The sequence below is a fragment of the Shouchella shacheensis genome (genome assembly GCF_001484965.1).
Taxonomy (GTDB): Bacteria; Bacillota; Bacilli; order Bacillales; family Bacillaceae_D; genus Shouchella; species Shouchella shacheensis.
Genome location: NZ_LLYY01000032.1, coordinates 16955 through 40316, shown reverse-complemented (window position 1 = coordinate 40316; position 23362 = coordinate 16955). Strand labels below are relative to the sequence as shown.

Annotated in this window: 20 protein-coding genes and 1 pseudogene; 5 read left to right on the top strand and 16 right to left on the bottom strand. The window is 44.2% G+C overall.

The genetic code is table 11. The features are described from left to right. Positions 1–346: 346 nt before the first annotated feature. The 13 genes from AVZ68_RS17025 to AVZ68_RS16965 form a co-directional block, all read right to left on the bottom strand. On the bottom strand, positions 347–1753 hold the full coding sequence (locus AVZ68_RS17025) for a sugar porter family MFS transporter (RefSeq protein ID WP_059105780.1): 1407 nt from the start codon (positions 1751–1753) through the stop codon (positions 347–349). An 85-nt stretch (positions 1754–1838) separates the two neighbouring features. Beyond that, a complete protein-coding gene (locus AVZ68_RS17020) occupies positions 1839–2663 on the bottom strand; it encodes a sugar phosphate isomerase/epimerase family protein (protein ID WP_059105779.1) in 825 nt (274 codons plus the stop codon). 67 nt (positions 2664–2730) lie between these two features. Next, positions 2731–3930 (bottom strand): diphosphate--fructose-6-phosphate 1-phosphotransferase, encoded by a 1200-nt coding sequence (locus AVZ68_RS17015; protein ID WP_059105778.1) that lies wholly within the window; start codon positions 3928–3930, stop codon positions 2731–2733. A 65-nt stretch (positions 3931–3995) separates the two neighbouring features. After that, entirely contained in the window at positions 3996–5405 is a 1410-nt protein-coding gene (locus tag AVZ68_RS17010) for an NAD-dependent succinate-semialdehyde dehydrogenase (RefSeq protein WP_281176644.1), read from the bottom strand. 39 nt (positions 5406–5444) lie between these two features. After that, positions 5445–6365, bottom strand: a complete 921-nt coding sequence (iolE, locus tag AVZ68_RS17005) for a myo-inosose-2 dehydratase (protein ID WP_059105776.1) — start codon at positions 6363–6365, stop codon at positions 5445–5447. Positions 6366–6436: 71 nt separating this feature from the next. Further along, the gene (gene iolG / locus AVZ68_RS17000; protein ID WP_059105775.1) at positions 6437–7468 is read right to left on the bottom strand and encodes an inositol 2-dehydrogenase; all 1032 of its coding nucleotides are present in this window, start codon (positions 7466–7468) and stop codon (positions 6437–6439) included. Positions 7469–7541: 73 nt separating this feature from the next. Continuing rightward, on the bottom strand, positions 7542–8573 hold the full coding sequence (locus tag AVZ68_RS16995) for a Gfo/Idh/MocA family oxidoreductase (RefSeq protein ID WP_059105774.1): 1032 nt from the start codon (positions 8571–8573) through the stop codon (positions 7542–7544). Between the two features lie 28 nt (positions 8574–8601). Next, positions 8602–9405, bottom strand: coding sequence for a 5-deoxy-glucuronate isomerase (gene iolB / locus AVZ68_RS16990; protein WP_059105773.1), 804 nt, complete (start codon positions 9403–9405; stop codon positions 8602–8604). Positions 9406–9438: 33 nt separating this feature from the next. Next, the gene (locus AVZ68_RS16985) at positions 9439–10398 is read right to left on the bottom strand and encodes a transketolase family protein (protein ID WP_059105772.1); all 960 of its coding nucleotides are present in this window, start codon (positions 10396–10398) and stop codon (positions 9439–9441) included. Further along, positions 10395–11243 carry a transketolase gene (locus tag AVZ68_RS16980; RefSeq protein WP_059105771.1) on the bottom strand — a complete coding sequence of 283 codons (849 nt, stop codon included), beginning with the start codon at positions 11241–11243 and terminating at the stop codon, positions 10395–10397. The genes AVZ68_RS16985 and AVZ68_RS16980 overlap by 4 nt, the downstream gene beginning before the upstream one ends. Positions 11244–11257: 14 nt before the next feature. Next, positions 11258–13105 (bottom strand): 3D-(3,5/4)-trihydroxycyclohexane-1,2-dione acylhydrolase (decyclizing), encoded by a 1848-nt coding sequence (gene iolD, locus AVZ68_RS16975; protein ID WP_059105792.1) that lies wholly within the window; start codon positions 13103–13105, stop codon positions 11258–11260. 65 nt (positions 13106–13170) lie between these two features. Beyond that, on the bottom strand, positions 13171–14175 hold the full coding sequence (gene iolG / locus AVZ68_RS16970) for an inositol 2-dehydrogenase (RefSeq protein ID WP_082676738.1): 1005 nt from the start codon (positions 14173–14175) through the stop codon (positions 13171–13173). A 248-nt stretch (positions 14176–14423) separates the two neighbouring features. Next, positions 14424–15434, bottom strand: coding sequence for a LacI family DNA-binding transcriptional regulator (locus AVZ68_RS16965; RefSeq protein ID WP_059105769.1), 1011 nt, complete (start codon positions 15432–15434; stop codon positions 14424–14426). Positions 15435–16074: 640 nt separating this feature from the next. Between AVZ68_RS16965 and AVZ68_RS16960 the strand changes: the two genes are divergently transcribed. The 3 genes and pseudogenes from AVZ68_RS16960 (at position 16075) to eutH (AVZ68_RS20960) (ending at position 18200) form a co-directional block, all read left to right on the top strand. Continuing rightward, positions 16075–17118, top strand: coding sequence for an enoyl-CoA hydratase/isomerase family protein (locus tag AVZ68_RS16960; protein WP_059105768.1), 1044 nt, complete (start codon positions 16075–16077; stop codon positions 17116–17118). A 50-nt stretch (positions 17119–17168) separates the two neighbouring features. After that, positions 17169–17722: pseudogene (eutH, locus tag AVZ68_RS20965) on the top strand (ethanolamine utilization protein EutH). Next, positions 17700–18200 (top strand): ethanolamine utilization protein EutH, encoded by a 501-nt coding sequence (eutH, locus tag AVZ68_RS20960; RefSeq protein WP_281176643.1) that lies wholly within the window; start codon positions 17700–17702, stop codon positions 18198–18200. Before eutH (AVZ68_RS20965) ends, eutH (AVZ68_RS20960) begins: the two are co-directional and overlap by 23 nt. 243 nt (positions 18201–18443) lie before the next feature. Here eutH (AVZ68_RS20960) and AVZ68_RS16945 read toward each other — a convergent pair whose 3' ends face one another. Next, positions 18444–19361 (bottom strand): LysR family transcriptional regulator, encoded by a 918-nt coding sequence (locus AVZ68_RS16945; RefSeq protein WP_059105765.1) that lies wholly within the window; start codon positions 19359–19361, stop codon positions 18444–18446. A 153-nt stretch (positions 19362–19514) separates the two neighbouring features. On the opposite strand from AVZ68_RS16945, the gene AVZ68_RS16940 reads away from it, so the two are divergent. Both AVZ68_RS16940 and AVZ68_RS16935 read left to right on the top strand, forming a co-directional pair. Beyond that, positions 19515–20636 (top strand): MBL fold metallo-hydrolase, encoded by a 1122-nt coding sequence (locus AVZ68_RS16940; protein ID WP_059105764.1) that lies wholly within the window; start codon positions 19515–19517, stop codon positions 20634–20636. Beyond that, entirely contained in the window at positions 20633–21859 is a 1227-nt protein-coding gene (locus tag AVZ68_RS16935) for a zinc-dependent alcohol dehydrogenase (RefSeq protein WP_059105763.1), read from the top strand. Before AVZ68_RS16940 ends, AVZ68_RS16935 begins: the two co-directional genes overlap by 4 nt. 280 nt (positions 21860–22139) lie before the next feature. Here the strand turns inward: AVZ68_RS16935 and AVZ68_RS16930 are convergent, their stop codons facing one another. Then, positions 22140–22619 carry a hypothetical protein gene (locus AVZ68_RS16930; RefSeq protein WP_059105762.1) on the bottom strand — a complete coding sequence of 160 codons (480 nt, stop codon included), beginning with the start codon at positions 22617–22619 and terminating at the stop codon, positions 22140–22142. Positions 22620–22715: 96 nt separating this feature from the next. Then, positions 22716–23270: a hypothetical protein gene (locus AVZ68_RS16925; protein ID WP_059105761.1), complete on the bottom strand. Its 555-nt coding sequence runs from the start codon at positions 23268–23270 to the stop codon at positions 22716–22718. Positions 23271–23362: the final 92 nt, after the last annotated feature.

The following is a 23362-nucleotide window of genomic DNA, read 5'->3' as shown; positions in this document are numbered from 1 at the left end:
GATTACATTCATGATCCTCATCAACTGAAAAACCCACAGTCAATTGGACGCAGACTGCGGGTTTTTCTGTCAGAAGGCTGTAACAATGGCAACCAAATAAAGGTTAACCGGTTACCTTTCAAGTGTAACCGTTCTCTCCTATTTAATCAACTGTGAACGTCTATAAATTTGGCCCAACTTACACCTGAATCAATACGCTCCTTAACTAACTCTCCTTCCCCTAGTTTTTAAGCACTTTCAATGACTAGATACCCTAGAATTCGAATTGGCAGTGAAGGTAACGATTCGTAGGAACCCCGTGACAAATGATTCGACATCAAACGTGGCCGGGGACAACACTTTTTCGTTATGCTGAATCAGACCTCTCATTCAACCATATTTTCTCTAATTCTTCCAAAGACTTATTTTTAGTTTCAGGAACAAACTTCCAAATGAAGAAAAAGGCAAGGACGCTAATCGTTCCATAAATAAGAAATGTCCCGGCTCCGAATGCTTCATTTAAAGGCGGGAACGTGGAAGACGCTGTTAAATTCGCTCCCCAGTGCAGCGTAAGAGCAATAGAAATGGCTTGGCCTCTGATTTTATTAGGAAACATTTCTGAGAGCATGACCCACGCCACAGGCCCCCAGGTCATTTGGAATATCGCAACAAATCCTAAAATGAAAATTAATGTGCTGATGCCATAAATGCCTGCAAAGAAAAGCATAGCTACTGCGAGTAGACAAATCGCACAACCTGCAGAACCTAAAAGCAATAAAAATTTTCTGCCAGACCTATCTACTAGACGTATAGCCATCAATGAAACCGTAACGCCTATGACACCCACAAGTACCGTTTGAAGCATAGAGGCTGATTGGCCTGCACCAAGACTTTCAAAAATACGTGGAGCATAGTAGAGTATAATATTGATTCCAATAAATTGCTGGAGCACAGCAATCATTATCCCTACAATTAACACCTTTTTGCCGTAATAGAAGATATTAAACTTTTCATCTTGAATACGCAACGTGTATTTGATATCTTCTAGCGTTTTGGTTGCAATTTGTTTGGAGCCGTGCAATTTTTCCAGCACCTTAAATGCTTTGGTTTCATCATTTTTAATGGCTAAATACCTTGGCGTTTCAGGAATGAAGAACAGCAACAGGAAAAATAAGACTGCTGGGATAAGTTCGGAAGCAAACATATATCTCCATCCAATTTCATTGATCCATGCACTAGGTCGATCTAAGGCTATTAACCAATTGACAATGTATACGACTGTTTGCCCAAATACGACGGCCATGTTATACAGCACCACTAGTCTTCCTCTAATATGTTGAGGGCTCATTTCACTAATATATATCGGTGCTATGGCTGAAGCCAAACCAACGCCAATCCCTCCTAAAATTCGATAAAGATTAAAGGTAATTAATAAAGATAACGTCGGTTCACCAGCAGTAAAGAAAAACATCTCCGGATAAGCAGAACCTACTGCTGAAACAGCAAATAATATAGCTGCAATGATGAGTGTATTACGACGCCCTATATTATTGGATAGAAAACCGGAAAATAGAGCCCCTATAATACATCCGACTAACGCGCTGGACACCGTCAGTCCATGAACAAGAGAACCTAGGCCCAAGCTATCAACAAGATACAATTGGACAGATTGTTCAGCACCTGCTATAACCGCAGTATCATAACCAAAAAGAAGACCACCCAATGAGGCTACTAAAGCTACAGAAATAATATAAGAATGCTTATGGTTTTGCATTTCATACCCTCCTATTTCCTTTTAAGGTAACCGGTTGATTTTTAACAAAAGATAAGGTAATCTCAGGCGCGAAACCCCGAATTTGCTAAATCCTCAGTGAGCTTTTTAGAATGGCAAAGTCCTTTTTTGCAAGCTCAAGAGGATCCTCTCCTGTTTGCGATAGTGGTTTTTGATCATAATAGTTCTCCACGTTAATCCACCCTGTATAGCCTACTTTTCGAAAAGCATCCATGGTTTCGTTAAACCCTGAATCTCCTTCTCCAAGGAGAGCACCACTCATATGACCATCTTTCCCATCTTTTACGTGAAATTCGCATATATGCGGCGCTAAAGCTTCAACCATTTCAGCCGCATTATAGTCTTTTCTTAAGGGATAGTTTTGAGTGTCAAAATACAGCTTTAAATTTTCGCGGCCCACAACTTCATGCAACCGTTTCATTTCCTGAATCGATAATAGATTTTCTGTGGCGATCGTTGTGTTTGAGGGTAACGCTAGATCGCAAGCGTAGCGCAAGCAATCCGCCACATTTTGAAAATCTTCCTCGGTTTTAATGGTCCCATCCTCAAAACTTGGCAGCATGATGATAGGAATATTCATAGCTACTGCGATAGATACGGCTTTCTCAATTGCCCCAAAAACGATTTGCTTTTCTACGGTTCCGTTTTTTCGTGTCATTCCATAATGATCAAATTCTCTTACCGCGATGGAGGGGAATTCAATTCCCGCTTGTTTAGCATAGTTCCTGTACATTTCTTGGACATAGGGCAAAGCTAAAGGGAACCCTTTTTCAGCCTGACCAATATCCAATTGTATCCCTTCAAACCCTAGCTCAGCTGCTAATTCACAAGCAGCAGGTCCTTCTACAGGTAAAGACCAGTGGCAAATTCCGATTCTCACCTTACCAAACATAGCAATCACTCCCACTTTTTAGATACAATCCAATCCAAGACATCTCATCGATCATGCGTCTTATCCTTTATAAAGTCTGGTAAACTGGCAGCCCACCTTGCATAGGAACGCTGTTTTCTCCTTGTATCAATGGCAAGCCATACGATTGAAAGGGCTCCCTCATATCGCAACGGTCGTAGTCATACCACTCAACAGGAACCGCCTTTTCTCCTCCGGCTACATCCCTTAAAGGAACACTGCTGTACGTAACCTCATAAGGCCGATCGTTCTTTCGTAAGAGCGTTGTCATTATTCCGTTCTTTCCTTCGACTGCTTGTCGAACGGCATGCTTTCCAACGCCCAAGGCTTCTTTTGTGTCTGTGTCAGAAGAGATCCCCATGCTGCTTCTTTGCCAGATACTTGGGACGACGTACCTTGCCTTTAGGTTGGTTTCCTTCTCAATCAGCTCGCTTAAATACGAAGAAACCCCGCCTAATTGAGGACGACCCACTGAGTCGCCTTTCGCCCTATTTTCCGATAGCAAATGTCCGGATGAATCTTTAATGCCTTCTGAAATCACCGCAATGCAGTATCCATTGTCGTCATATGCCTCTTTGACTTTCTTTAAAAAATGCTCTCTGGAAAAAGCTGCTTCCGGGATGAATACAAGGGTCGGTAAACCCTGATTCACATTTTTAACCAGCGAGCAGGAAGCTGCCAACCATCCGGTATCACGCCCCATGGTTTCAAGAAGCGTAATGCGATTGCTATTCGCCATGCTGCGTACATCCATATGCATGTCTACAACTGAGGTCGCCAGAAATTTCGCCGCACTGCCAAATCCGGGGCAATGGTCTGTATGCATGACATCATTATCGATCGATTTAGGCACGCCAATGACCGTCAAATCATAGCCCCGCCTTAACGATTCTTCGTAAATGCAATTCGCCACAAACATAGATCCGTTCCCGCCTATGTAGAAAAAGTATCGAATTTCATTTTCCATCATGTTTGAGACCATTGTTGAAATATCTTGGTCTCTTACTTTATATCGCCATGTTCCTAACGCTGCCCCCGGCGCATAACGAAGGGCATTCCGTTTCTCTTTTGATAGAGTATGGAGGGGAACGTACTCGTTTTGGAGCAATCCCTGAATCCCGTACACTGCTCCAAAAACGCTCTTGATCGATTTGGTATAGATCGCTTCCTCAATGATGCCGTAGAGCGAATTATTAATCACAGCCGTAGGACCTCCGGATTGAGCAATGAGACAATGTCCGTCGCGCATAGTAAACACCTCGATTTCGCTTTGAGTCGATGAGAGAAGAGGGAGACTCCCTCCTTATTCATCCATTACAAACCGATGGAAATGTATTTGATCTCAAGATATTCTTCGATGCCCTGGTGCCCACCTTCGCGTCCAAGACCGCTCTCTTTGACTCCTCCAAACGGCGCTTGGGCAGCGGATGGTACGCCATCGTTCCAACCGATAATGCCATACTCTAATCCTTCAGCGACTTGAACGCCGTTGGAAAGGTTTTCTGTATACACATACGCGGCAAGACCTAGTTCTATATCATTGGCCAAATGTACAGCTTCTTCGACAGAATGAAAACGTTGGACGGGAGCCACTGGGCCAAAGGTTTCGTCCTTCATAATGACCATATTGTTTTGCACATCTTTCAGAACGGTTGGTTTGTAGTAATGACCTTGTTGAATGTCTCCCTCCCCTCCGGTTGCGATCCTCGCCCCCTTCGAGAGAGCATCCGCGACATGCTCTTCCACTTTCTTGTAGCCCTCTTCGTTAATGAGAGGCCCAATGTCCGTGTCCTCAGTTAATCCATTGCCGACTTTTAATTTGGAAGCGGCTTCAGCGAACTTTTCGACAAATGGCTCATAGATCTCATTCTGTACATAAAATCGGTTCGCACAGATACATGTTTGACCCGCGTTTCGAAATTTGGAGGCGATCGCTCCTTGTACGGCCTTATCGACGTCTGCATCATTTAACACGATAAACGGTGCATGTCCCCCAAGTTCAAGGGAAAGCTTTGTCACATTTTGTGCAGCCTGCTCCATTAACTGTTTTCCAACTTCAGTGGAACCTGTAAACGTCACTTTCTTGACCAAAGGATTCCGCATGACCTCTGCACTAATCTCAGATGCCTTTCCGGTCACGAGGTTGACGACTCCTTTAGGAATCCCTGCTCCTTCACACAACTCGACAATCTTAATAGCCGTTAAAGGCGTCGCACTCGCTGGTTTAATCACAATCGTACATCCCGATGCTAACGCAGGTCCTAGCTTTCTTGTGATCATAGCGGCTGGGAAATTCCATGGCGTAATGGCAGCTACCACGCCGATTGGCTGTTTGAGGACCATCATTCTTTGGTTCGAACGAGCGGCAGGAATGGTCTGGCCATAAATCCGCTTTCCTTCTTCTGCATACCACTCAATGAATGAAGCTGCGTAACGAATTTCACCTATTGCCTCATTCAACGGTTTTCCCATTTCTAACGTCATCGTTTTCGCTAGCTCTTCCTCATTCCTTTGCATAAGCTCAAACAGTTTATGCAAATAGTGCGCGCGTTCAGCAGCTGTTAACGCGGCCCAAGAACGAAAAGCTTCGGAGGCTGCTTCAATGGCTTTGCTTGTTTCTTTTGTTCCTGCTTTGGGAACCGTCGCAATCTCTTCAAGAGTCGCCGGATTTTTTACCACAATCCCTTCAAGTTCGCTACCTGTCCATGTCCCATTGATATAGATACGTTGCGTATTTTCTTGTTTTAACATTCCCATCACTCCTTATGAATGCGCCATCACTTGTTGAACGGTTTTTTCAATAAACGCTTTTGATTTTCTAGCATAGTTGTAAGGGTGGTGAATGGCAGGATCTTGCTCTCCCTCAATTAACATCCACCCCTCATACCCACGTTCGGCAAGCTCTTTAAAGATGGGTTCAAATTCTAGATTGCCATCACCAGGAACCGTAAACATCCCCCTTCGAATCGAGTCTCTGATCCCCACATTTCCTTTTACTTGCCTGAGAATATCCAGACGAACATCTTTCAGATGGATATACTTCACACGGTTGTAATACGTTTGCAACAAGTCAAGCGGATTGATGCCTCCATACACATTATGGCCGGTATCAAACAATAAAGAGACTACGGAAGCATCGGTCATCTCCATTAAACGATCGACTTCTTCACGATTTTCAATGACTGTACCCGCGTGAGGATGGTACACAAGGTCTAACCCTCGAACTTTCGCAATATGCCCTGCTTCATTAAGGCCCTCGCTTACATATTTCCACCCCTCATCGTCGAGGCGTATGACGTTCACTTCATCCTCTCCGCGCGTAGGGTCTTGGTTTAAAATCGAACCGCCAATTTCGGCCGTACTCACTACATTACAGCCAAATTCAGCTAAAAAATCACAATGTGCTCGATACGCTTCTAGTTGCTGCTTGAGGTTCTCTGGTTTGGAAAAATGAACGGATTTCCATTGCGTCGTAAGCGACATATGATAGTGATTAAGTAATTCCTTTAATGGACGTACCTCCTTAGGGAACTTTCTACTAACCTCTGTTCCTCTAAATCCTAAAGTAGAAATGTCGTGTAAGACTTCTTCTGCTGTATAATGATCCCCATGTTCAAAAACGTCTTCTCCCACCCAATTGATGGGATGTATGCCCAACTTAAACGGGAAAGATTGTTCACTCATTGTCTCACCTCAACTAATCGTTTATCTTGATACACCCTTAGCCGTTGTTTCGGGTATTTATACCATTTCGTTCATACCTGCGCCTGAGTGGACGTCAACAGTTCAGACAGTTTAACTGGACGTTTTTCTGTTAACGATAACTTCGCTGCATGGGCTAGGAGCTCTGCTTGTAAGCCATCATAGCCAGTAACCGGCGGCTCGGTGTTATTTATGATGCTATGAACAAATTGAAGACTCTCATCGACATAGGTTTCTTTATAGCGTTCTAAAAAGAAATACTTTGGTTTCTCCTGCGAGACACCATCAACCGTAGAGATCTTCAAGGTACTATTTGCATCGTTTTCTGTGGTCATTCCCCCTCGCTCGCCAAAGACTTCTAGGCGCTGGTCATAACCGTAAACCGCCTTCCTACTGTTATCCACCGTAGCGATGACGCCGTTCTTAAATGTAATAAGAGACATTGCCGTATCCACGTCTCCGCACTCACCAATTTCAGGATCAATGCGGCACGCACCCTGTACGTAAATCTCTTCGGCCTCACTGTCGACGATATAGCGAAGCATGTCATAATCGTGAATGGCCATATCAACGAAAAGGCCGCCCGAACTCTTCACGTATGAAATCGGGGGTGGAGCTGGATCACGCGATGTAATTTTGACACTGTGAAGTTCACCGATCGCATCTGAGAGAAGCGCATCTTTCACGGCTTTGAAGTTGTGATCAAAGCGTCGATTAAACCCTACTTGAAACGTAACACCACTGTCTTTTACTTGCTTCAAAACATGTTGCGTATCCTCTATGGAGAAGCTCACTGGTTTTTCACAAAACACATGCTTTTTCGCTTTCGCAGCCGCAGTAATAATCTCGGGATGTGTATCTGTTGGAGAACAGACAAAAACAGCATCCACCTCCGGATTATGAAGCACTTCCATATAATCTGTCGTCACTTGTTTAAACCCAAGCTCATTCGCCCAAGGCCGAATCGTATCTGCATATAAGTCTGAGATCGCCACCAATTTAATCTGTCGAATTACATTCAAGTTTTCCGCGTGTAATTTCCCAATACGTCCAGCTCCAATAATGCCTACGTTAACGGTATCCATAAGCCGCTCACCTCCATTTTTTAAAACGCTTACATAGGGTGGAAAGCTCCCAAAAGGAGCTTCTCACCTTACCCTAGATTAAAACTTTGTCTTGATTGCCGCTGAGGAGCTTAATCGTTTGCCCTGTATGAAAGGATTTCGTCGCCGCCGTCGCTACTTCTAACGCAATCTTTCCGTCCACGGCGTTGCAATTTGGTGTTTGATTGTTTCTCAAACTATCAATGAAGTGTTCCATTTCTAAGAAGTACGCATCGCGAAACTTCGTTGGAAAGTCTGGAACGATATCATGGGTGCTACCGTTTTTGTTCAGAATGTGGACTTGATTTTGTTGCATCGTTCCAATCTGGATCGTTCCTTCACTTCCGACGACTTCTCCTCGAATGTCATATCCGTAAGGAGCAATCCAACTGGCTTCAATGTCTCCTGAAGCTCCTGAATCAAATGTGAGATACGAATTTGCATGATCTGCATCATTCAACTCTGCCATAAACTCATGGAGAAGTATGCTGCCGACTGATTTCACTTCTGTAATCTCTGCACTCATTAAGTAACGCGCAATGTCAAACTCATGAATGGCTAGATCAAGAAAAATACCGCCACTGTTTTTAATGAATTCCACAGGTGGAATGTTTCCATCTCGGCTCATCCCTTTAAAATACAACGGCTTTCCAATATCACCAGTGGCAATGCGTTTTTTGGCTTCCGCATAAGCCGGATCAAAACGGCGCATAAACCCGACCTGGCAGAACACACCGTTTTCGTCAATCGTTTGAATGACTTCATCCGCATCTTCAACGTATTCTGTTAACGGCTTTTCCACAAAAATATGTTTTTGTGCCTTTGCTACTTTCTTAATCAGCTCTGCGTGTGTGCTCGTTGGCGTAACGATGACGATCGCATCTACTTGATCATCTTGCAAGACCTCGTCGATGTTTTGCGTCCATTTGGGCACGGAAAGTTCTCCCGCCACCTGCTCCGCACGACCAGGGATTGGGTCGACCACATACTCTAATTTTGCACCTTTAATTCTTGTTGAAAGATTTTCCGCATGCCAGTACCCAAGTCTTCCTAAGCCTAAAACGGCGACACGAATCGATTCTCTCATCTCCATTCCCCTCCTGTTCATTCCCTCATTATTTCTTTAGCCACTCGTGATCCTTATCATCTGTAAACTGCCACTTACGAACGGGGCCTGCCATGACATTCATATAGTACAGATTGTAGCCGGGTGGTGCTGAAACGGGATGATACCCTTTTGGCACGATGACCACTTCGCTGTCTTTGACGGTCAAATTTTCATTTAGCGAAAGGTCATCTGTGTACAATCGTTGAATCGCAAACCCATTTTCCGGCTTATCGTTTTTGTGGTAATACGTCTCTTCTAAATACGTTTCCTGCGGAAGGTTATTCTCATCATGTTTATGAGGAGGGTAGCTGGACCAGTTGCCTTCAGGTGTAAACACTTCAATGACAAACAAGCTATCCGCCGGTTTCTCTTCTGGCAAGATATTATGAATCTCCCGTTGCATGCTGCCAGAACCACGCTTCGCCACGTCTACATCATCTGGCCCGATCAAGCGAGCCTCGTATGTTCCCTTGCCTGGAGCCTTACATACAGCGATTTCCGCTTCGGTTGTTGCCTCCACGTGAAATGAATCATGCGGAGGCAAATAAACAGAGTACGCTGGCTTTTTTTCGAAAACACTCATTCGATCGCCAATGTCGTTCCATTCTTTGTGATCTGTCTTTACATTGGCTTTTCCTGAGACAAGAACGACGACTACCTCTTGGTCTTCTGTTTTCTGATGAATGGTTTGGCCTGGTTGCAGCTGGAAAACTTCAAAGCCAATGTATTCCCAGCCCGCTGATTCAGGGGTGAGCTGGAGAACACGGCCGTTTTCATCAGGTTGAGTTTGGGAGACGATATATTGAGACATTATTAGCCTTCTTTCTTTTTGTATTGGTTTCTCTTATCCTCTCTTGCGTGCGATAAATTCCTTCACGGTTTCAACCATAGAATCCGGGTCTAACTTATGCTTTTTCAACAGTGCGTCATTGGCAGCTGATTCCGAATTTCGGTCTTCTACACCCATCCGTTTAACCGGGACAGGGTGATGCTCGCTAACAACCTCTGTAACGGCACTTCCGAGACCGCCATATATCGAATGCTCTTCAGAAGTAATGAGCAAACCGGTTTCCCTTGCAGCTTTAAGAATCGCTTCTTCATCGATCGGTTTAATCGAAGGCAAGTGCAGGACCCCTACATTGAGTCCCTCTTTTTCTAGCTTTTCAGCTGTCTCAAGAGAGCGACCCGTTTGTGTCCCTGTTGAGATAATGGTGGCGTCTTTTCCTTCTCTCACCCTCACACTTTGACCTAATTTGAACTCGTATGTGCTGTCGTCAAATAGTACGGGCATGGGGTCTCGTGCTAAACGAATGTAGACAGGGCCTTTATACTGATGTGCAAATTTCATGGCATGCTTCACTTCAACAGCGTCAGCAGGAGCGAGAACAACCATGTGGACAAGCGTACGCATAATCGCTAGGTCCTCAAGTCCTTGGTGGGTTTTCCCTGTTAGACCTGTAAGCAGCCCACTGTAAGAGCCAATCATCTTGACATTCAAATTTGGTTGCGCGACTGTTACAGCAATTTGGTCGATGGAACGTTTACAGATAAACGCCGCAAACGAACATGTCCACGGTTGGAAGCCGGCGGTAGCCATGCCCGCCGCAACGCCCATCATATTTTGTTCCGCAATCCCCATTTGCAGAAATTTGTCCGGATTTTTATCAGCAATCACATTTAATTTGGTGGAGTTTCCTAAATCCCCATCCAAGGCATAGACTTTGGGGTCTACTTGGCTTAGGCTGAGCAATGTTTCCGCAAACGCATCTCTCATTCCGATTTTTTCATCCAATTTCACGCTCATTTTAACGCCTCCTCCAGTTCTTTGATCCCGTTATCAAGCTCCTCATCCGTCGGTACACGTGAATGCCAGAGATAGTCGTTCTCCATGAACGTAATGCCTTTTCCTTTGACCGTGTGAGCGACAATAATGGATGGCTTTCCTTTTACTTCTTTTGCCTCGGAACAGGCCGTCACTAATGCGTCATGATCGTGCCCGTCTACTTCAATGACATTCCAACCAAAGGAATCAAATCTGGTTTGAGGGGAAGTAACCGGTATTTCTCTCGAATTATCCGGCGAAGCCCAGCCATATTGCTGGAGCTTATTGTAATCTAAGATGACGATCAGATTATCTAAATCGTATTTAGAGGCAATATCGGCTGCTTCCCACACTTGACCTTCTTGAGACTCTCCATCACCGATCATGCAATACGTATAGAAGTCTTTCCCCGCTAGCTTTGCGGCTAACGCCATACCGACAGCTGTCGATATTCCCTGGCCAAGGGAGCCCGTAGACATATCAAGCCCAGGAAGAATCGCCATATCAGGATGTCCTTGTAGCCTTGAATCAATGGAATCAAATGTTTTCATTTCTTCAACCGGGAAATAGCCACGTAATGCGAGTACCGCATACAAACCAATCGCTGAGTGACCTTTCGAAAGAACAAAACGGTCGCGGTCTTCCCAATTTGGCTCCTCTTCGCGAATGTTCATGACCTCAAAATATAAACTAACGAGCGCATCGGTTGCGGACATCGGTCCCCCAACATGACCAGCCCCTGCATGATGAACCGTTTCCAGAATGAGACGCCGAGCTTCCATCGACGTGGTCTCTAAACGTTTCTTTGTTTCTACGTTGATCGCCATTTGCTTCACTCCCTTTAAAATTTTCGTGCTCCCGCTAATTTGGTATTCCTAGTTTCATAGGCATTTTGTACTTTTTCACTGTTTGACACTTCTGCAACACCGAGATGCCACCATGAATCTTCGACACCAACGGACGATGTACCAGGAAGAACTTTAATATCAATCAATGTGGAAACCGTCTCTTTTTTTGCTTCAATCAACGCTTTTTTCAATTCTTCCACGGTGTGCACGGTATACGTCTTCGCGCCTAAGCTGGCTGCATTTGCAGCAAAGTCGATTTCTAGATAATTCCCTGATAATCGATGGCTTTGATCGTCGCGGTATCTAAACTCATTTCCAAAACCTTCACTCCCTTGTCCTCGTTGTAAGTCGTGAATGCACTGGAAGCCATGGTTATCGAACAAAACAATATTAATCTTTTTTCTCTCCTGGATACTTGTCACGAGCTCCGAGTGCAACATTAAATAACTTCCATCGCCTACAAGCGAGTACACTTCATCATCCGGCTGTGCGAGCTTAATCCCAAGAGCACCCGCGACTTCATACCCCATACAAGAAAATCCATATTCTAGGTGATATGTCTTCGGATTTTCGTTTCTCCACAGGCGATGAAGATCTCCTGGCAAACTCCCTGCGGCGCAGATAATCGTATCGTTTTTTTCGACAAACGCATTTAATTCGCCTAATACTTGCGTTTGTGAGAGTCCTTCGGGTCGTTTATCGGCATAATAAGCATCCACCTGCTGTGTCCATTCTTCTTTTAGGCGATACAAGTCTTCGTCTTTATGGTCGCTTTGATAGTTGGCGGCTTGCAACGCACTGGTTAATTCCCTTAATGCTTCTTTCGCATCGGCCACAACGAGGCGCCCATTAAGCTTCATCGCATCCCTATTGCTGACATTAATATTGAGAAATTCAACGTCTGGATGTTGAAAGGCCGTCTTTGATGAAGTTGAAAAATCGGTTAATCTAGTCCCTACCCCAATCACCAGATCGGCTTCTTTGGCCAAATGATTGGAAGCGGACGAACCTGTCGAACCAATACTGCCCATATTGAGTCGGTAATCCCAAGGCAATGAACTTTTTCCTGCCTGCGTTTCTCCCACCGGAATAGTAAAAGCTTCCGCAAACGCTTTTAATTCTTCTATAGCCTCTGAGTAAAGAACCCCTCCCCCAGCGATAATAACTGGATGTTTCTTACGTTTGATCAGATTCATCGCTTTTTCAATCGACACATCCGACGGTTTGCGCCGTTCAATAAGATGAACTCGTTTTTCAAAAAACTCTTCTGGATAGTCGTAGGCTTCACTTTGGACATCCTGTGGAAGAGAAACGGTTACCGCCCCCGTCTCAACTGGGTCTGTTAAAACCCTCATGGCATTAATCATCGCTGTCATTAATTGTTCAGGACGTGACACACGATCCCAGTACTTGCTCACCGGTTTAAAGGCATCGCTTGCACTCATGGTGTAATCTCTTGGGTCTTCCACTTGTTGCAAGACAGGATCAGGCTGACGTGTAGCAAAAATATCTCCCGGAAGCAGTAGAACCGGAATTCGATTGACCGTGGCCGTTCCAGCTGCCGGAACCATGTTTAAGGCTCCTGGCCCTATAGAAGAAGTACATGCGTAAATTTCTTGTCGGTTTTTTTGCTTGGCAAACGCTGTCGCCGCATGCACCATTCCTTGTTCATTTTTCCCCTGGATGTATGGCAAAGTGCTTGCTTCTTGCTCCAATGCTTCCCCCATGCCTGTGACATTTCCGTGTCCAAAAATGCCCATAACCCCTTTAATAAATTTCTTTTCTTCCCCATCCACCTCCACATACTGATTATCAAGAAAACGCAATAACGCTTGGGACATCGTTAAACGAATGGTGGACGTGGACGTTGATGATTTAATCAATGTGCTCACAGCTATCTCTCCTTTTAAGCAATCGTGATTTTGGATTTTTGCAGAAACGCTTCTGTGGCGGCCGCTGCTACTTGCAGCGAAGCTAAGCCATCCACTTCATTCACTAACGGTTTTTCATTATTTTGAATGCATTTAATAAAATGGTTCATCTCTATCAGAAAAGCCTCTTGGAATTTCGATTGGAATACTGGAATGTTTTCATACGTGCTTCCTTTAGCGTTTAAAAGAGTTACATTCTCTTTTCGAATCGTTCCTATTTGCATAGCGCCATCCGTACCAACGACTTCTCCACGAATATCATATCCATAAGTAGAATTGCGGCTGCCTTCGATATCAGCGGCAGCACCGCTCTCAAATTCTAGAAAACTAATCGCCTGGTCCACATCCTGATACGTATGCATAAATGGATGTACTTGAACGGAGCCAAGGGACGTGACGCTTTTCACCTCTGAGCCCATAAGAAATCTGGCAATATCAAAGTCATGAATGCATAAGTCAAGGAAAATACCGCCACTGTTCTTAATCACTGCTTCAGGGGGAGAGCCAGGGTCTCGACTCATTCCCTTAAAGTAGAGAGGTTTGCCAATATCCCCTGCCTCAATTCTTTTTTTCGCTTCAAGATAGGCAGGGTCAAATCTGCGCATAAAGCCAACCATGCAATGAACACCCGTCTCGTTGATAAGGGCACTCACTTCTTTCGCCTGCTCTACGGTTTCCGTTATCGGTTTATCGACAAAAATTTGCTTATTGTGCTTGGCCGCTTTCTTTATTAAGTCATAGTGAGTGCTCGTAGGGGTAACCAGGATCACCGCATCAATGGAGTCGTCTTCAAAAACAACGTCCGGATCCGTCGTCCATTTTTTGGCCCCTAACTCATCAGCTGCTTTTTTTGCACGTTCCGGCCTTGAAGCGACCACGTAGACTAGTTCCGCCCCTTGAATTTTTTGAGCGATGTTTTCAGCGTGAACCATCCCTAGTCTCCCTACTCCAAAAACTGCACATCGAATGGTTGTATTCAAATTGGAATCCCTCCTTAACCAAATGAGGTAACCGGTTAACTTTTTTAATAAAAAACAAGGGCTATATTTTCCGCCAATTACCTACTAATCCTAGGTTAACACTGCAAAATATCTGTATTTATCGTAGGTTCCATTCCTTGTTTTTAATTTAACCGGTTTCCTTGTATGACACGATTGTATAATAACGCTTTCAAGCAAGTCAACCTTAAATTTTATTTTTTGTAACAAGTGCAGATAAGAAACACTTGCTACACATTTACAATACTCGGTTTGGCTGTTGTATTTCTGATAATAAGTTCCGGAACAAGCATATAGGTTTGTTTGGTCGTTATCTCCCCTTGGATTTCTTGAACCAATAAATCGACCACTTGCTTCCCCATTTCATCAAATGGTTGTGCCATCGTTGTTAGAGCTGGAACACTGCTTAAGGCCAGGACTGTGTTATCGAATCCAATTATGGATAACTCTTGCGGAATTTGAATATTATATTCTTGAGCTACTTGCATCACACCCATTGCGAGTAAATCGTTGCACGCAAAAATAGCCGTGGGGTGTTGATCCGACTTTAATAATTTCCTCGTCTCCTCCATTGCTCCTTCGACACTAGAAAATCCATGACGAATAAACTCTTTATTGAATGGCACCCCTGCATCTTCATGAGCCACTTCAAACCCTTTGATACGGTCGGAAGAACTGCGTAAATCTTCCGCAATCACCGCAATATTCGTATGGTTAAGCGATAGCAAATAATTCGTCGCCTGATAGCCACCCTTAAAATCGTTCACCGTCACTGTGTTTAAAGACAGTGCTGGGATGTCCTGTGACACAACGGCTACAGGAATATTGTCATTGAACAATTGATCTAAGACAGTGAGATTGCTAAAAGCAGAAGCAACAATAATACCATCCACACTATGTCGCCTTAACAAAGACACATACTTCGCTTCTTTTTCTTCGTTATTATCCGTGTTGCACATAAAAATGTTATACCCTCGCTCATGGGCACGGTCTTCAATCTTACGAGCGATTTCCGCAAAGAATGGATTGGCTAAGTTCGGCAAGAGCAACCCAATCGTATAAGATCGCTTGACGGTTAACGCTGCCGCAAACATACTCGGCTCAAAATTGAGCTCTTCCATAACCTTTAATACTTTCGCCTTGGTTTTCGCGCTAATTTTCCCTCGGTTGTTAATTACTTTGGAAACGGTTGCCGTGGATACGCCAGCTCTTTTGGCTACATCATAGATCGTAACTTTCATCACTTCACCTTTTCTGTTAGCTCTTTCTGTCCTTAGTTTAACATGCTTGCTTGACTCTCACACCATTATTCCATCTGTCTCTCTTTATGATATATGAGCGTAAAGATTGTTACCATAGAAAATCTCCAGCCTTACGCTCGTTTATGATTATGATAGACAAAATCAAAAAACCGCCCAGTTTTCACCGGACGGCTATCTTCTTATTCTTTTCATTTGCAAATAGTGGGGTAATCTTCTTATCCATTCGTGTTCCAATCGAAGGATCGTCTGAAAGCAAACACTATGGAATTTCTTGAAAACAAGACAACGAAAGCCCTACCTCTCAATCGTCCTTACGGCTCCGAAGCCGCGCCAGTGTGAATTGCCTGTCAAAAAGTCTTTTTTCCTATCTTCCTCGTTAGGGCGAATTAATGGAGAAGGAAAAGAATAAGCATCCGCAGTTCTTTGCGGGAGGAGGAAGTCATTAGCTTCCCATGGGAATAGAAAAAAGGAGTTTGCTTTCTTTATTTGCTTAAGGACTAATCATACCAGAACACCGTACATAAAGCAACCCTCATTTTTTGTTTTGCAATTTTCCGGGGTTTCCTGCAAAATAGAAAGCATAGAAAGCGGTTACGCAGACTTGAATGAGGTGAAGACAATGACAAAGGAAGTACAATCAACGTTGCTTGATAACGGACTTGGTATCATCACACTTTCAAGGGAAAAAGCTCTAAATTCCCTCTCGTACGGCATGGTTACACGTATTCGTGACCAGCTGAAGGCGTGGAAGGACGACGAAAGCGTACACGTGGTCTTGTTGGAAGGCGCTGGCGAAAAGGCTTTTTGTGCGGGTGGCGACATCAAAACTCTCACTCAAGCACGCGACACAGAGGGCGGATTTGAGCAAGCGAAATCCTTTTTTGACACGGAGTACGAACTTGATTTGCTTGTCGCTGAATTCCCAAAGCCCATCGTTGCTTTTCTTGATGGCATCGTTATGGGCGGAGGCGTCGGCCTTTCCTACGGAACCAGCCACCGAATTGTGACTGAGCGAACGAAATGGGCGATGCCAGAGATGAACATCAGCTTTTTTCCAGACGTTGGTGCGTGCTACTTTTTAAACCAAGCCCCGGGCTCTACTGGTCGGTACGCGGCGCTGACGGCTTCCGTTTTCAAGGGAGAAGACGCGCTCTTTCTTGGTGCTGCCGATTCCTACGTCTCTTCTGACCAGCTCCCTTCCCTTCGGAGTGAGCTAACACAAATTTCTTGGTCCGAAGATGAGGACGGCTACAAAGCGGTGGCGAAGTGCATTGCCGACTACACTACCCAGCCTCCTGAAAGTGTGCTCGCGCGGGAACAGCCGCTAATCGATGAGTTTTTTTCTCAGCAAACGGTGGAAGCGATTGTTCATTCGCTTGAGGAAGATCAACGCGAATTCTCTCGTACTACGAGCCAGCTGCTACGGACAAAGTCCCCACTCTCTCTTAAGGTCACACTTGCTCATCTAAAACAATCGAGGAACTCGACACTAGCGGAGACGCTTGAAACCGATAAAACGTTGGCCTGGCACTTCCTTCACTGTGACGACTTCTATGAGGGGGTTCGTTCCGTGCTTATCGACAAAAAAAGGAAACCCGCCTACCAGTATGAGAAAATTGAAGACGTGCCCGATGAACTGGCGCTGTCATTTTTCCGAAAATAAAAAGAGAATATTCATAAACAAGCAGGGATATCAATCAACTTTTTTTACTTGTGATCGCGGTCTCACTCACGGTGAGCGCCGCGGACTACATAACTGACTCTAAGCTAGGCCTCGGATCAACAGTTGCCGAGGCTTTTCGTATGATGGGACCGCTCGCCCTCGTGATCGTCGGCATCGTCGCTCTCGCCCCTGTGATGGCACGCGGTTTTCTTTCTATTGCCGAGCCTATCTATCGGGCTTTCTCGATTGACCCTGCCGCCCTCGTCAACACCATCCTTGCCCTTGACATGGGAGGATACGCACTTGCTGAAGAGCTGGCTTTAAGCGAAGAAGCTTCCGTGTTCTCATGGGCGCTCATCGGAACGACTTATGGCCCAACGGTGGCCTTCACCGTACCGTTAGCCTCCTTTCCAAGTCAGACGTGCCATTTTTTACAAAAGGGATATTGCTCGGTCTCATTACGCCCCCCTCGGCTGTTTGCTTGGCGGGGCTGTTGCTTGGATTTCCCCTAGCGATGATGGCTCTCAATTTAGTGCCAGCGCTTTTGTTGTCTGTTCTGATCGCCGCAGGGCTGTGGTTTCATCCCGCAGTCACAATCACATGAATGGGCTGGCAAAGGAATTACTTTACTCGCGACACTCGGCATCGTTTTGCTTGGTTTGGACTCGCTCCTTGGCTTTACGCCCATTGCCGGCCTTGCGCCACTTAGCGAGGGGATGACGATTGTCGAGCAAATCGTACTCGTCCTTGCCGGAGCCGTGCCACTCGTTCATCTACTAAGGGGGTCCTTGCCACTCAACTCAATCGCATCGGCAAGGCATATAGGCATGAACGAGCAAGCGAGTGCCGGCCTTCTCGCTTCTCTCGCTCACGCCGTTCCAGCTTTTGCCCTCTTTCCTGAGATGAATGAGCGTGGCAAAGTTCTTGTCCCCGCCTCCTGCGTAAGCGGCGCCTTTGTATTCGGAGGACATCTTGGGTTTGTTGCAGGCGTTGATGCTAATTTTGTTGCTGCGATGATTGTTGGGAAGCTGACTGGAGGGATTAGTGCGGTTGTGCTTGCCTGGGTGATGACAAGAAAGTAAGTTTGTCATGGGATGCTGCGTTTCCCTCAAGAAATCAGTTTACTCAATGTTTAGTGCGAACCGTTTTTTTGGTAGAGTAAGCTCGATCCTCTCTGCCCAGCTACCTCTAGCAAAGTCCAGCCACTAAAAAGGGCAATCTATTACATGAGTTCCACGGCCAAAATTTTATACCATCCTAGCTTTTTATAAAAGCTCAACTCGGATCAGCATTTTTTTGGCTCCACTCTTCTTAGGTAGCATAATTTATGAATGATTTTTTAGCTCGAACATATCTGAAGTCAGCCTTGAAACAAAGTTCCTTATAATGGTTGTATTATGTTTTGTTTTTGACCAAACCAAAGCCATTCCTGGATAATCCTGCTCAAGATTAGAAATTTCGACCGGAACAACTTTTCCAGTTACAACATTGGGATCACTTATAACGGTATAATCAGGGGCTATTGTTATAGCCAAATTTTCTATGACAGCATTACGAATTGCATCTAGGTTGTTTGTTGAAAACAAAACATCTACTGGGCCAAATCGAGCCGTAAGATTGTTAACAAACTCCCACATCCGATCATCATTATATAAAACAATTGGGTACTTACGAATTTCCTCCGGTGAAACAGCGTCTGCAAAAGCTAAAGGTGAATGTATACTTGCAGCTACAATCATTTTTCCACGAAGTACTACCTCAAACGCAATATTTTGGTCTTTCGCTTCCTCTCCTTCCATGCTTAGACCAATAAGTCCAATGTCGAGCTGGTCTTGTTTAATATTATCCACAATATCCTGGGATGATTTTTCTGAAATCTCAATGCGAATATTTGGATACTCTTTTTTAAACGCGGTTAAGGTTTTAGGCAGGTACATCAATGGACTCGGAATTGTTCCTATTCTTAATTTACCATCCACTAACTTAAGATTCATATCGGTCTCATTTTTTAGTTCTTCTAGCTTTTCCAATGTTTCTACCGCCTTCTTGATAATCTTGTTACCCATATCTGTAGGAGTAGTACCAAGTCGTGAACGTTTAAATATTTTCACACCCAATTCAGCCTCTAGACTCGTAATCGATTGACTTATAGCTGACTGTGTAATATGTAGCTTCCGAGAAGTAAGTGAAAGTGAACCCAATTTTGCTACCGCAACGATGTACTCCAACTGTTCAATTTTCATACAGACACCTTCTTTCTTCCATTAATAATACTTAATGAAGTATTATTATAATTAAATATACATGAAACAAAATAGTTTGTATAATGTGATTAGAAACTTCTGAATAAATCCATTTATATATACCATCATCAATAAAGGGAGGCGTATACAATCATGAAAATAAAGGAAAGCCTTGAAACGCAAACTAATTTTCAGCAAATTCCGCATTTTGAAGAAGCCCAGCAAGATCAAAATCCAGGGAGACAATTGCAAAAAATTAGAGAAGTTGTACCAGGTTTTAAAGAATGGTTTAAGGCAACTGGTAAAGTGTCGGCATTTCAATCATTTGACTTGATTAAGATACCTTACCCTAAAAAATACGGGCTTTGGCGCGCGGGAAGGAGTCCGGTACCATTTATATGGTTCACTAATAGAATGTTTATTGTGCAATGGGAAGCACAGGGACGTACTTGGACATTATTGAATGAACCATCTGAAACGGAATTAGATGCAGGAACTCCTTACTATTCCGCATTAATTGAAAAGTATGGCGATTTTTTGAGTAAAACCGTCTTAACCAAAAGATATGGAACGGTGGAGGGGTATTTAGATGAAGTTGGGCTTAAACCAGGAGACGTAGATTTTATCACATTCGATCATCTACACACACAGGATGTCCGTCGTTGGTTAGGCACGAACAAAGCCCAGCAGGATTTGAGTCCAAATAAGCCCCTTGAAGCTTATTTTCCGAACGCAAAGCTTATCGTCCAACAAAAAGAATGGGAAATACTTCCATATCTCCATCCATTACAAAAAATATGGTATCAGCCCAAGACATATGAAGATATCCCAATGGATCGCATTTTGTTTACGAATGGGGATGTACTGTTAGGTCCTGGTGTGGCTCTCATGTTTACACCGGGACATACACAAGGTAATCATTCACTCGTAGTCAACACGGATACAGGCATATGGGTGAGCAGTGAAAATGCGATTGCAGCCGAATGTCTTGTACCGGAAGAAAGTGGAATACCCGGTTTAAAGCAATACGCAAAACATACTAAATTTGATATTGTTATAAACGGCAACACACTTGAGAACACCTCACGTCAATACAATTCCTTAGTGCAAGAAAAACTAATGGCTGACCCAAGCCGGAAAGACCCGAAGATTCCACAATTTTTTCCGAGCTCAGAACTTACACCGAGTTTTTTTTCAATTGGAACCAGACCCTCTTTTATGCACAAGAAGGTTGCATTTGGCACCATTAAAAGACCGGACAGTGAACAAGCATGAAGGCAATAGTTTATGATTTTACCATACCAAAATATTTGGCAGCAAAAGCGCTTGGAAAACACTTTCCCTCGATGTATTATGGGAAACCGTCTGCATTATCATTAAAAAATGTTGAAGAGCCAAAGCTGCCAAATGAAAGCTGGGTAAAGGTAAAGCCAGTATTATCGGGTGTATGTGGATCAGATATAGGTGCAATATTCTATAAAACTTCTCCCTCCCTCACCCCATTTAATTCATTTCCGTCCGTTTTAGGACATGAATTAGTCGGCGTGGTTACTGAAGTTGGGGGCAATGTTAAAAAGGTAGAGGTAGGACAAAGGATTACGGTTGATCCCTATATCAACTGTGAAGTTCGCGAACGAAAAAACCTTTGTCCAGCATGCAGGCAGGGAATGCATTGTTTATGTCGATATAAAGCTGGTTCAGATAAATTCGGGCCCGGGATGATTCTTGGATTTTGTAAAGACTTCCCCGGCGGATGGGGCGAGTCGCTAGTTATTCACGAATCCATGGCCATTCCTATTTCGGATACGGTATCCAACACAGTGGCAGCCATGTCCGAACCGTTAAGCGTTGGCTTGCATGCAGTACTTCGCCAGCCACCAAAAAGGGGGCAGCATGTGCTGGTAATAGGTGGCGGCATGATTGCTTATGCTGTCATTGCGGCCATCCGCCTACTTGAAATTGACTGTCATGTTACACAATTGAGTCTGTTGCCCTATCAAAAAGAGATGGGAATAAAAATGGGTGTCAATGAAGGGTTGATCAGCCGAAAAGATCTTGAGGATACAATCTTAAACATGCCCGAAACATCAAAACAAAAACCACTGCTTGGAAGAGATGTTTTTATTGGGGGATTTGACAGCATATATGATTGTATTGGCAGTAAAGAAAGCCTTGGTGATAGCCTTATAATGGCACGCGAACGCGGAAAAGTGACGCTGGTGGGCTGTGCAGGAGAAATTAAAAGTTTGGATTGGTCCTTTGTTTGGGCAAACGAGCTTTCAATATTGGGTACACATGCATATTCCAAAAAGGAGTATTGGCAGGGAGAAACAATATCCACACAAGAACTGCTATTAGATCTAATCCAACAGCATCAGGATTATCCACTTGAACAGTTAGTTACTCACGAATATTCGTTACAGCAGTATCGGGAAGCAATAGTAGCCAACGTAGATCGTGCAAATTATAGATCGATTAAGACGCTATTTCATATTTAACTGCAGGTGTAGAACATTTGTGGTGGTAAGTCAGTGTCACAGTCTTGGGTTTGGCGCAGGCTGATGCTAATTTTGTTGCTGCGATGATTGTTGGGAAGCTGATTGGAGGGATTAGTGCGGTTGTGCTTACCTGGGTAGTGACAAGAAAATAAGGTCGTCCTGGGAGCTGCGTACCTCTTCAAGAAATCAGTTAGTGCCTCCTATCGAATAGCCCCTGACGTAATTACGCAGGGGCCGTTTCACTGGAAACTCCTAACAGGAGAAATGAAGATGTCTTCCTCTAATATACAAATGACCTCACCGCGTCCATATAAATATGTCGAAGTTCTTCGTAGTCCTCGAAATCTTTTGGGAGATTGAAATCAACATGGAACACCGTGTCTTCGGTTTCTGTTGAGAAATAGTATTCCTCGTAGTCTTCGAAAATAACATGTCGGCCGGTCGTAAATCGTCCAATGTCACTTTTTTCGTCTTCGTGAAGCTCTTTGATCTCAAGAACTGGATCGTTTTGTGCAATCATCAAGTCATCGGATTTAAGGTCACGAATGTCAGCCTCTCGCTGCCCAGCGTCTTCAATCGCTTCTGCTTTAACTGTCAATTCAGAAAGAAATTTTCCGTTATCTGAAATTCCAGGACCGTTCTCTCGTTCAATTAGCGTAGAAAATTGAAAAGAACGATTCAGAAGAAAAGGCGAAATGCTTTCCCGATCATAACCATCGTTTTTCAGTGTGAATGAAAAGCCTGTTTCTGGAATCGGCACTTCACTTTCTTCTGACGGTGTGTAGTTATACGTTTATTTGCCTTCCTGCTGCCCATTGGTTTCTTCAACAAGAGCTTCATCTTTCACGATATATTCTTATGGCCCCATGTCTGTATCTACCTCAACCTCTTCTCTGCTCCATTCATCTTCCCCTAGAAATGGGGCCTGCGGACCTCCCTCTAGGCTTTCCTCTTTAAATGCTTCCTCCTGCGCCTCTGAATCATTTTCAGCCGCTTGTCTCGCCTCTTCGGGCAAAGCATCTAGTTCTTCTTCTGTCGGCTCTTCGACAAAACTTAGATCTGGATGTTGAAAGAGATGATAAAAGAATTTCTTCTGTGGCTCCACGACCAACGTCGCTTGATCTTCTCGAATCGTTCGGAAGTCTTGTTCATCATAAACAAATGGCATGTCTTCAGGCTCGCGTAGAAAAAGCATCTGCTCAGGCATCATCATCTCAATGTCTTTAGCTCTTTCAAAAGTTGGAGGGACAGAGAGCTGATAACAGGATGGGACAATTTCCTCGCCTTCGTACGATGTGTTTGTTTCTTCTTGATAGGTATGTACCGTTTGCGTTGTTTCCGGGATGGGTTCCTGACCACCTGAACAGCTAGTGACCCCGAGCAGCACAAACAGACTTGTGCGATATTTCATGCCTTCTTCCTCCTCAATTAACCTCGCCATTGTAACAAATGCTGGAGGGAGATTCTAGTGTTTTTGCTTTCAAGTAAATGGACAAAGTCACG